Source organism: Variovorax sp. IB41 (assembly GCF_016405905.1).
Classification (GTDB): Bacteria; Pseudomonadota; Gammaproteobacteria; order Burkholderiales; family Burkholderiaceae_C; genus Variovorax.
This window is the reverse complement of sequence record NZ_JAEFCB010000003.1, coordinates 171004-181797: the sequence shown is the minus strand read 5'-3', so window position 1 is coordinate 181797 and position 10794 is coordinate 171004. Positions and strand designations below refer to the sequence as shown.

The 10794-nt window shown below is 66.6% G+C and carries 10 protein-coding genes; 7 read left to right on the top strand and 3 right to left on the bottom strand.

The features are described from left to right. Nucleotides 1-88: 88 nt before the first annotated feature. Together dnaN and dnaA are read right to left on the bottom strand one after the other, a co-directional pair. The gene (gene dnaN, locus JC881_RS09465) at nucleotides 89-1195 is read right to left on the bottom strand and encodes a DNA polymerase III subunit beta (RefSeq protein ID WP_013538472.1); all 1107 of its coding nucleotides are present in this window, start codon (nucleotides 1193-1195) and stop codon (nucleotides 89-91) included. 89 nt (nucleotides 1196-1284) lie between these two features. Beyond that, entirely contained in the window at nucleotides 1285-2664 is a 1380-nt protein-coding gene (dnaA, locus tag JC881_RS09460) for a chromosomal replication initiator protein DnaA (RefSeq protein WP_093435740.1), read from the bottom strand. 288 nt (nucleotides 2665-2952) lie between these two features. Here dnaA and rpmH point away from each other — a divergent pair, with 288 nt between their 5' ends. The 7 genes from rpmH to JC881_RS09425 all read left to right on the top strand — a co-directional run bounded on the left by rpmH (nucleotide 2953) and on the right by JC881_RS09425 (nucleotide 8689). Then, nucleotides 2953-3087 (top strand): 50S ribosomal protein L34, encoded by a 135-nt coding sequence (rpmH, locus tag JC881_RS09455; RefSeq protein ID WP_007834827.1) that lies wholly within the window; start codon nucleotides 2953-2955, stop codon nucleotides 3085-3087. Nucleotides 3088-3188: 101 nt separating this feature from the next. Beyond that, complete coding sequence (locus JC881_RS09450) at nucleotides 3189-3614, top strand: ribonuclease P protein component (protein ID WP_198785459.1); 426 nt, start codon at nucleotides 3189-3191, stop codon at nucleotides 3612-3614. Continuing rightward, entirely contained in the window at nucleotides 3611-3898 is a 288-nt protein-coding gene (gene yidD, locus JC881_RS09445; protein WP_013544365.1) for a membrane protein insertion efficiency factor YidD, read from the top strand. The genes JC881_RS09450 and yidD overlap by 4 nt, the downstream gene beginning before the upstream one ends. Then, a complete protein-coding gene (gene yidC / locus JC881_RS09440; protein ID WP_198785458.1) occupies nucleotides 3895-5592 on the top strand; it encodes a membrane protein insertase YidC in 1698 nt (565 codons plus the stop codon). The genes yidD and yidC overlap by 4 nt, the downstream gene beginning before the upstream one ends. An 85-nt stretch (nucleotides 5593-5677) precedes the next feature. After that, nucleotides 5678-7087, top strand: coding sequence for a tRNA uridine-5-carboxymethylaminomethyl(34) synthesis GTPase MnmE (gene mnmE / locus JC881_RS09435; RefSeq protein WP_198785457.1), 1410 nt, complete (start codon nucleotides 5678-5680; stop codon nucleotides 7085-7087). Between the two features lie 101 nt (nucleotides 7088-7188). Then, nucleotides 7189-7650, top strand: a complete 462-nt coding sequence (locus JC881_RS09430) for a Crp/Fnr family transcriptional regulator (RefSeq protein WP_198785456.1) — start codon at nucleotides 7189-7191, stop codon at nucleotides 7648-7650. Between the two features lie 94 nt (nucleotides 7651-7744). Further along, a complete protein-coding gene (locus JC881_RS09425; RefSeq protein WP_198785455.1) occupies nucleotides 7745-8689 on the top strand; it encodes a zinc ribbon domain-containing protein in 945 nt (314 codons plus the stop codon). Nucleotides 8690-8796: 107 nt separating this feature from the next. Here the strand turns inward: JC881_RS09425 and JC881_RS09420 are convergent, their stop codons facing one another. Further along, entirely contained in the window at nucleotides 8797-10782 is a 1986-nt protein-coding gene (locus JC881_RS09420; protein WP_198785454.1) for a monovalent cation:proton antiporter-2 (CPA2) family protein, read from the bottom strand. Between the last annotated feature and the right edge of the window lie 12 nt (nucleotides 10783-10794).

The following is a 10794-nucleotide window of genomic DNA, read 5'->3' as shown; positions in this document are numbered from 1 at the left end:
TCTCAAGAACTCAATTCGCCGCCTCTTGAAAGCGCAAACCCGCGGAGGGCCGCGGGTTGTGTGCGCAAGGCGCTTTGTGGTCTGTCTGCTAGATACGCATCGGCATCACGACGTACTTGAAAGATGCGTTCTCGGGGATGGTTAACAAGGCCGAGCTGTTGGAGTCGGCCAAGTCCAGCTTGACCATGTCCTGGTCCATGTTGGACAGCGCGTCGATCAGGTAGGTGACGTTGAAGCCGATTTCGATGGCGTCGCCGCCGTAGTCGATGTCGAGTTCGTCCTGGGCTTCTTCCTGCTCGGCGTTGTTCGATGCGATGCGCAGCGTGCCCGGCTCGATGTTCAGGCGCACGCCCTTGAACTTCTCGCTGGTCAGGATGGCGGTGCGCTGCAGGCTGGCCAAGAGCGGCGCGCGGCCGAGCGTGACGGTGTTCTTGTGGTTCTTGGGGATCACGCGGTTGTAGTCGGGGAACTTGCCCTCGACCAGCTTGGTGACGAACTCCATGCCGCCGAAGCTGAACTTGGCCTGGTTGTTGGCGAACTGCATCTCGATGGCGCCTTCGGCGTCGGACAGGAGGCGCTGCATCTCCAGCACCGTCTTGCGCGGAAGGATCACCTCTTGCCGCGGCACTTCGACGTCCAGCATGGCCGAGGAGAACGCCAGGCGGTGACCGTCGGTGGCCACCAGGCTCAGCTGCTTGCCTTCGGCCACGAAGAGGATGCCGTTCAGGTAATAGCGGATGTCATGCACCGCCATCGCGAACGAGACCTGCGAGAGCAGGTCCTTCAGCGTCTTTTGCGGCACGCTGAACACGGGGCCGAAATTGGCCGCTTCCTGCACCAGCGGAAAGTCTTCGGCGGGCAGCGACTGCAGCGTGAAGCGGCTCTTGCCGCCCTTGAGCACCAGCTTGCTCGCGCTCGATTCCAGGCTCACGGTCTGGTCGGCGGGCATGGTGCGCAGGATGTCGATGAGCTTGCGCGCGCCGATGGTGGTGGTGAAGTTGCCTTCGTCACCGCCCAGCTCGGCCGTGGTGCGGATCTGGATCTCGAGGTCGCTGGTGGTCAGCTGCAGCTGGCCGCCGGTCTTGCGGATCAGCACGTTCGCCAGGATCGGCAGCGTGTGGCGCCGCTCGACGATGCCCGACACCGACTGCAGCGCTGCAAGAACCTTGTCTTGGGTTGCCTTCAAAACGATCATGTCTTCTTCCTCTTCTCTTATCTCTTTGAATCAGCTTGTAAGACGCCATTCTCCGCTGTCGCGAGGGGCATTTTTGATGGCATCCGGCTTCAGCCCTTGAGCGTCTGTTCGAGGACGTGCAGCTGCTGGTTGAGCTCGGTGAGCTGCTGGCGCTCGCCCGAGATCTTGCGCACCGCGTGCAGCACCGTCGTGTGGTCGCGCCCGCCGAACAGCTCGCCGATTTCCGGCAGGCTCTTCTGGGTGAGCTCCTTGGCCAGGTACATCGCGATCTGCCGCGGCCGCGCAATGCTGGCCGGGCGTTTCTTGCTGTACATGTCGGCGACCTTGATCTTGTAGTAGTCGGCCACCGTCTTCTGGATATTCTCGACCGAGATCTGGCGATTCTGGATCGACAGCAGGTCGCGCAGCGCCTCGCGCGCCAGGGCGATCGAGATCTCCTTCTGGTTGAAGCGCGAGTAAGCCAGGATCTTGCGCAGCGCCCCTTCGAGCTCGCGCACGTTGGAGCGCACGTTCTTGGCGACGAAGAAGGCCACTTCCTCGGGCATTTCGGCCGATTCGGCGCGCGCCTTGTTGATCAGGATGGCCACGCGCATCTCGAGCTCGGGCGGCTCGATCGCGACCGTGAGGCCCGAATCGAAGCGCGAAACCAGGCGCTCGTGGATGTCGGCCAGGCCCTTGGGATAGGTGTCGCTGGTCATCACGATGTGCGACTTCTTGGCCAGCAGGGCCTCGAACGCGTTGAAGAATTCTTCCTGCGTGCGGTCCTTGTTGGCGAAGAACTGCACGTCGTCGATTAGGAGCAGGTCGAGCGAGTGGTACCGCTCCTTGAACTCATCGAAAGTCTTGCGCTGATAGGCTTTGACCACATCCGAGACGAATTGCTCGGCGTGGATGTAGAGAACTTTGGAATCGGGGCGATCGGCCAGGAGCCGGTTACCCACAGCGTGCATCAGGTGGGTCTTGCCCAGGCCGACGCCGCCGTAGATGAAAAGCGGGTTGTACAGATGGCCCGGCATGCCGGCCACGTGCATGGCCGCGGCGCGCGCCATGCGGTTGGCCGTGCCTTCGACCAGGGTGTCGAAAGTGAGGCCTGAATTGAGGCGATTCTTGAAGCCGGCGGCGGCCGGCTCCTCGCCCGGACCGGCCACGTCGCGCGGCACGTCGGTCTCGGTCATCACGGCCACGGGGGTAGAGCGCACGGGCGCTTCGCGAGGAGCAAGCGCTAACTCGACAGCCACCGGCTGGCCGTACATCTTCTCGGCCATGGCGGCGATCTTGCCGGCGTACTGGGCGCGGATCCAGTCGAGCTTGAAGCGGTTGGCCACGAACACCGTCATGCGCGACAGGTCGTCCGCAACCTGTGCGGTCAGGGGCTTGATCCAGGTGTTGAACTGCTGCTCGGACAGCTCCTGCGCGAGCTGGTCGACGCAGGCCTGCCAGAGGCTTTCGCCGATGCCGTCAGTCGACATGGGCGCTTTGAAAAGTGGTGAATCCCTCGGGCATTTCTTGGTATAGGTATTGTGGATATTCTCTGCTGGAAGGCGCCGGGCATTCTAACTTGTCAAAACCTTATCCACACGCTGTGGACGGCTGCGAAAGGCCCGCAAATCCAGTCGAAGATTGTTCCCCGGCCGAATGTTTGCGATAATTGCGGGTTTCCCTGAAAACCTCATTGCGTCTTTCGGGGGCCATCCGAAACACGCTCCCCAGCGCCCGCGCGCTTTTCGCATGCGGAAATCAGGGAATCTGGAACCATCATGAAACGCACATACCAAGCATCCAAAGTCCGCCGCGCCCGTACCCACGGCTTTCTGGTCCGCATGAAGACCCGCGGCGGCCGTGCCGTCATCAACGCACGCCGCGCCAAGGGCCGCAAGCGCCTGGCCGTCTGACGGCGGCTCACCTGCCGTTGCCAGCAGCCGAACCGCCCGCGCCAGCACCTTCAGCTGGCGCACGCGGCCCGATCGGTAACGACGGACGCGGCTCGGGTTCCATGCAGCGGCTCAAGACCCGCGCGCAATTCCAGGCCGTCCTCGCAGGTGCCACTGTGGCGCGCACTGCCCATTTCGCATTGCATCGCTGTGCGCTCGATCTCGCATCGAGCGCAGCGCCGCTGTTCGCGTCTGACGATGTCTGGCTGGGCGCCATGGTGCCCAAGCGCTGGGCGCGTCGTGCCGTCACGCGCAACGCCATCAAGCGCCAGATCTATACCGTGAGCGCCGCGCCCGACGTCGGCTTGCCTCGTGCTGCGCACGTGGTGCGGCTGCGGGCGGGGTTCGATCGCAAGGAATTCGTGAGCGCGTCCTCGGACAAGCTCAAGGGCGCCGTGCGCGCCGAACTCCAGCAGTTGCTGGCGCGCGCCGCGCGTTCACCCGCACCGGCACCGGCACCGGCACCTTCTTCTCCCTCCTCCTCATGAAACGCCTGCTGATCGGCCTCGTGAAGGGCTACCGCCTGCTGCTGAGCCCCTGGCTCGGCCAGTCGTGCCGCTTCACGCCGACCTGCTCGGTGTATTCGATCGAGGCGCTGGAGGTGCACGGTGCGCTCAAGGGCAGCTACCTCACTCTGCACCGCATCGCGCGTTGCCAGCCCTGGTGCCAGGGCGGCCACGATCCGGTTCCACCGAAATCACCGTGTCGCACTGACAAGTCAGGCTCGCTGTTTTCGTCTCTTCTCTCCTCCGACAAGAAGTCTTCGTCATGAACGATATCCGCCGCACGATCCTGTGGGTGATTTTTGGGTTCTCGCTGGTATTGCTGTGGGACCAATGGCAGGTCTTCAACGGCAACAAGCCGACCTTCCTGCCGTCGAGCAAGCCGGCGGCCGTGGCCGCAGCGCCGGCCGGCACCACACCCGCAACCAGCAGCAACGGCGTGCCGACGGCATCCGGCACCACCAGCGGCAACGCCGGCGCCGTGCCCACGCAGGCCGCGGCGGCCGCGCCCCGCGAGCAGGTCGTCGTGACCACCGACCTGTTCAAGGCCACGATCGACAGCGATGGCGGCACGGTCAACAACCTGGAGCTGCAGAAGTACGACGAGGCCGACCGCACCAAGCGCGTCGTGCTGTTCGAGAACGGCTCGCCGGCCACGCGCTACGTGGCGCAGACGGGCCTCCTGAACCCCGTCGACTCGGGTGAGCGCTTTCCCAACCACCTGACGCCGATGACGGCCAAGGCCGGCCCCCGCGAAATGGCCGACGGCCAGAACACGCTGGAAGTGAGCTTCGAGAGCGCCCCCGTCGGCGGCCTGAAGTACACCAAGACCTACGTGTTCCACCGCGGCGACTACGCCATCGGCGTGCGCCACGAAGTGGCCAACGTGAGCGACCAGCCGCGCGACGCGCAGCTCTACATGCAGCTCCTGCGCCACGGCACGGTGGCCAGCAGCACGATGTTCGGCACCAACACCTTCACCGGTCCGGCCGCCTACACCAACGAGAAGAAGTTCCACAAGCTCGACTTCAAGGACATTGCCAAGGGCAAGATCGAGCCGCCGCCGCCGGCCAACGACGGCTGGATCGCGATGGTGCAGCACTACTTCGCGTCGGCTTGGCTCCTCAAGGGTGACCCGGCCAGCGAGCAACTGCGCCGCGAATTCCGCGTGAAGGACCTGGGCGACAACCTCTTCACCGTCGCCATGGTGGCCACGCTGCCCAAGATTGCCCCGGGCGCCACGCAACTCGTGAACAGCGTGCTGTTCGCCGGCCCCGAAGAAGAAAAGAAGCTCGAAACCATCGCCCCCGGCCTGGACCTGGTGAAGGACTACGGCATCTTCGCGATCATCTCCAAGCCGCTGTACTGGCTGCTCACCCAGCTGCACGGCATCCTGGGCAACTGGGGCTGGTCGATCGTGGCGCTGGTGGTGCTGCTGAAGGCGGCCTTCTACTGGCTCAACGCCAAGGCCTACGCCAGCATGGCCAAGATGAAGGCCATCAATCCCAAGATCATGGAAATGCGCGAGCGGCTCAAAGACAAGCCGCAAGAGATGCAGCAGGAGATGATGCGGATCTACAAGACCGAGAAGGTCAATCCGATGGGCGGCTGTTTCCCCATCGTGATCCAGATCCCGGTGTTCATCGCGCTCTACTGGGTGCTGCTGTCGTCGGTCGAAATGCGCCACGCACCGTGGATCGGCTGGATCACCGACCTCTCGGCACCGGACCCCTGGTACATCCTGCCGGTCGTGATGACGCTCACGTCGCTCTTCCAGACCTGGCTCAACCCGACGCCGCCCGATCCGATGCAGGCCAAGCTGATGTGGATCATGCCGCTCGCGTTCAGCGTGATGTTCATCTTCTTCCCCGCCGGCCTCGTGCTGTACTGGATCACGAACAACGTGCTGTCGATCGCGCAGCAGTGGTTCATCAACAAGCGGCTGGGCGTGCTGGGCAAGTAAGCCGCCCACCCACCGGCGCTTCGTCGCCACCGCAAAGGGCCGCATCCGCGGCCCTTTTCCTTTTTGCTGAAAGAATCGCGCTGCCATGACCTTCGCCCGCACCACCGATCCCATCGTCGCCGTCGCCACCGCCTCGGGGCGCGGGGCAGTGGGCATCGTGCGGGTGTCCGGCGCCCGGCTGGCGCCGTTGATCGAGGCGGTCTGCGGGCGCGCGCTCAAGCCGCGCGAGGCGACGTACCTGCCGTTTCGGGACGCCGGCGGCGAGCCGGTCGATCACGGGCTGGCGATCCACTTTCCTTCGCCGAACTCCTTCACCGGCGAAGACGTGCTCGAGCTGCAGGCGCACGGCGGCACGGTCGTGTTGCAGCTGCTGCTGGCGCGCTGTCTCGAAGCCGCGGCCGAAGCCGACCCGGTCACCGGACGCCCGCGCCTTGTCGGCCTGCGCGTGGCCGAGCCGGGCGAATTCAGCCAGCGCGCGTTCCTCAACGGCAAGATCGATCTGGCGCAGGCCGAGGCCATCGCCGACCTGATCGACGCCAGCACCGAGGCCGCGGCACGCAGCGCCGGGCGTTCGCTCTCGGGCGCGTTCTCGCGCGAGATCCACACGCTGCGCGATGCGCTGATCCACCTGCGCATGCTGGTCGAGGCGACGCTCGACTTTCCGGAAGAGGAAATCGACTTCCTGCAGAAGGCCGATGCGGCTGGGCAGCTCGCGAGGCTGCAGTCGCAACTCGCCGCCGTGCAGCAGCGCGCCAAGCAAGGCGCCCTGCTGCGCGAAGGCATCAAGGTCGTCATCGCGGGCCAGCCGAACGCGGGCAAGAGCTCGCTGCTCAACGCCCTGGCCGGCGCCGAGCTGGCCATCGTGAGCGCGGTGGCGGGCACCACGCGCGACGTGGTCTCGCAGACCATCCAGATCCACGGCGTGCCGCTGCACGTGGCCGACACGGCGGGCCTGCGCGACAGCAGCGACGAGGTCGAGCAGATCGGCGTGGCGCGCGCCTGGGGACAAATCGAAAACGCCGACGCCGTGCTGTTCCTGCACGACCTGACGCGCGCCGAGCAGCCGGACTACGCCGCCGCCGACGCCGAAATCCTGCGCGGCCTGCAGGGCAAGCTGCCCGCGAGCGTGCCGGTGCTCGATGTCTGGAACAAGCAGGACGCTGCGCCGGGCACCGCTCCGGCTCAAGGCATCGCGCTCTCGGCGAAGACCGGCCTGGGCATCGAGGCCCTGCGCGATCAGTTGCTGGCCATGGCCGGCTGGCAATCCGTGCCTGAAGGCGTCTACCTCGCGCGCGCGCGCCACGTGCAGGCGCTCGGCCGGGTCGAGACGCACCTGGCGCTGGCCGCGAGCCACCTCGCGGCCCAAGCGCAGCTGCTTGATCTCTTGGCCGAGGAGCTGCGCCTCGCGCAGAACGCGCTCAACGAGATCACCGGGGAGTTCGGCGCCGACGATCTGCTGGGCGTCATCTTTTCGCGCTTCTGTATCGGGAAATAGCGACACATGGCGACGCGCCGCCCGGCGAAACGTAAACACTTGTAGCCGAAACGCGTGGCCTTCGCGGATACTTCGACTCACATGCGGGGGCCGAAAAAAACATGTCCATCCTGAACCTGAGCCGCGCCATCGCGGAAAACACGAGCACCGACGCCTTTGCGTTGACCTTCACCGTCCAGCAATGGGAAACGGTGGCCGGTTACCTGCAGCCCATCGACACCGGCGTGGGCGACGTGCTGATCGAGCAGAACACACCCGACCGGTCAGTGTTCTTTGTCGAGAGCGGCGCCATCAGCGTGCACCGCGTCAGCAGCAAGGAACAGATGCGCCTGGCGGTCCTCACGCCCGGCGCGGTGGTGGGCGAAGGCGCTTTCTTCTCGCGCCAGCCGCACTCGGCCAACGTGGTCGTCACCGGCGCGGGACGCGTCTGGCGCCTCACCGCGATCCGCTTTGCGGAAATGTCGAACCGCCAGCCCAACATGGCGCTGGAGATCGCGATGGCGCTGGGCGCCGTGATCGCCAAGCGCATGGCGCACCGCTCCAAGCGCGTGGCCGTGACCTGAGGCGCCTTCGGCGCACAGCCAGACCGATTCGCAGGCCGCACGCGCAGCAGAGTGTTTGTTCTTTTGGATTCCGAGAGTAGTCAGTAAGTAAGCCATGGCCTCGATCTGCCCGGTCTGCAGCACGGAAAACCGTGACGGCGCGAATTTCTGCAAGAGCTGCGGCACGACGCTGTCCGCGACGGCGAGCCGGATTCCTCCTGCCCCCAGCCCCCTCAATTTGGGCAGCCAGGCCGATCGCGAATGGGCCACCACCGCGCCCGCCCAGTTGCGCGCGCCGACGATCCCGGCGCCGCTTTTCGACCTCCCCGAGCCCGCGCCGTCCGCGCGCAGCTTTTTCGGCCGGGCGCCGGCCGCTGTACCGGGCGACGAGCGCACCGTGATCCTCGCGCCCGGCCAGCCTGTGCCGACGCCGTCTTCCATCAGCGAGCGGTCCGAACGCAAGCGCGCGCGGGTCAAGGTGCCTCGCACACCCGAGCCGCCTGAACCGGCGTTGCGCCGGCGTGGCCTCGTTCTCTGGCTGAGCCTGCTGGCGGTCGCGGTGGTGATGGTTATCGCCGGCTGGTATGGCTATGGCACGCGCAAGGCGGCGGAGCAGGCCGAGGCGCCGCCGCCGCCCGTCGCAGTGCCTGCTCCGGCACCTGCTGCCGCACCGCCGGTTGCCATGCCACCGCCCGCCGAATCCGCTGCACTCCCTGAGACGCCGGCTGTCGAAGCGACTGCGGCAGAAGCGGTCCCAGCCACGCCGGCCGCAACACCCAAGCCTGTGGCCAAGCCGCCGCGCAAGCAGGCAGCAGCCACGCCGCCGTCCGCAGCGCCCGAAGCCCCGGCACCCGCCGCCGCGCCGGCGCCGCCGCCCGCGGCTCCGGCCGCTCCCGCCGAACCGCAGGCCCTGTGCGGCGACCGCAACTTCATCGCCAAGGCCCAGTGCATGGCGGCGCAGTGCGTGAAGCCCGAGTTCAAGGCGCATGCGCAGTGCGAAGCGGTGCGGCGCCAGCAGCGGCTCGAAGAAGAAAAGCGCAACCCCACCCTGATCAATTAGCTCGCCCCCAGGCTGCGCGGCACTTCGTGTCCGCTTCGCCCACCCCCTACCGGGAGCAATACCTGAGGCCCGGCAAAGCCGGTTCCTCGGTATTCCCGAACAAGAAGCTAGCCTTTTTGAAGGCGTTCGATGGCGATGGCCAGGGCGGTGGGTTTGCCCGAGAGCACCAGCGTGTCGCCATCCGTCAGCACGGTCTCGCCGGTGGGCACGCGGGCCTGGCCGTCCTGGCGGCGCAGGGTGGCGACGCGCACGCCCAGGGTGTCCAGCGCCAGCTGCTCCAGGGTGTGGCCGATGGCGCGGGCGCCGGGGTTCAGGGTGAAGCTGTTGAGCCGCTCGTGGTCGATCTCGTCGGCGTTGTCGTCGTCGGCGCCGTGGAAGTAGCCGCGCAGCAGGTTGTAGCGCGCGTCACGCTGGTCCTGCACCACGCGGATCACGCGGCGCATCGGCACGCCGACCAGCGCCAGCGCGTGGCTCGCGAGCATCAGCGAACCCTCGATCGCCTCGGGCACCACCTCGGTCGCGCCGGCGGCCTGCAGCTTCTCCAGGTCGTGGTCGTCCTGCGTGCGCACGATCACCGGCACATGGGCAGCGTGGGCGCGCGTGTTGGCCAGCACCTTCATCGCGCCGGGCACGTCCAGGTACGTGACGACGACCGCGCTGGCGCGCGCGAGGCCCGCGGCCATCAGCGCCTGCAGCCGCGCTGCGTCGCCGAACACCACCGAGTCGCCGGCGGCGGCGGCCTGGCGCACGCGGTCGGGGTCGAGGTCGAGCGCCATGTACGGAATGCCTTCGCGCTCCAGGATGCGCGCCAGGTTCTGCCCGCAGCGCCCGTAGCCGCAGATGATCACGTGCCTGGCGGTGTTGATGGTCTTGCGCGCGATGCTGGTCATCTGCAGCGACTGCTGCAGCCAGTCGCTGGCCACCAGCTTTCGCACGATGGCGTTGCTGTACATGATGATGAACGGCGTCGCGAGCATCGACAGCACCATCGAGGCCAGCACCGGGTTCGCAAGCCAGGGCGGCAGCAGGCTCCTGTCCTGCGCGAGCGTCAGCAGCACGAAGCCGAACTCGCCGGCCTGCGCAAGATAGAGGCCGGTGCGCAGCGACACTCCGGAGGTCGCGCCCAGCACCCGCGCGAGCAGCGTCACCAGCGCTAGCTTGAAGAGCAGCGGCACCAGCAGCAGCACGGCCACCAGGAGCCACCGGTCGACCACGATGTGCCAGTCCAGCGACATGCCGACCGTGATGAAGAACAGGCCCAGCAGCACGTCGTGGAACGGGCGGATGTCGGTTTCGACCTGGTGCTTGTATTCGGTCTCCGACACCAGCATGCCGGCGATGAACGCACCCAGCGCGAGGCTCAGGCCCGCCAGCTCGGTGAGCCACGCGAGCCCCAGCGTGATCAGCAACACGTTCAGGATGAAGAGCTCCTCACTGCGCCGCCGCGCAACGATGGTGAGCCACCAGCGCATCACGCGCGGGCCGCCGTAGAGCAGAAGGCCGATGAGAACCGTCGCCTTCACCAGCGCCAGGCCCAGCGCCTTGGCCAGCGCCTCGGGCGGTGCGCCGAGTGCGGGGATCAGCACCAGCAGCGGCACCACCGCCAAGTCCTGGAACAGCAGCACGCCCATCACCCGCTTGCCGTGCTCGCTCTCCAGCTCGAGCCGCTCGGACATCAGCTTGACCACGATGGCGGTGCTGCTCATGGTGAGCGCGCCCGAGAGCGCGAGCGCCGTCTGCCAGCCCAGGCGCCAGGCCGGCGGCAGCTGCGTGGCGATGACCAGGGCGCCGGCCGTGGCGATGGCCATCGTGAGCAGCACCTGCAGGAGGCCGAGGCCGAACACGTGCTTGCGCATCGCCCGCAGCTTGGGCAGGCTGAACTCGAGCCCGATCACGAACATGAGGAACACGACGCCGAATTCGCCCAGGTGGCGGATGCCTTCGGAGTTCTGCGCCAATGCGAATGCATGCGGCCCGATCAGGACCCCCGCCGAGAGATACCCCAGCATCGGCGGCAGCTTGAGCGACCGGCAGACCACCACGCCGATCACTGCGGCCAGCAAATACAACAGCGTGAGATCGAACGAAGACATGGGTGCGGATGC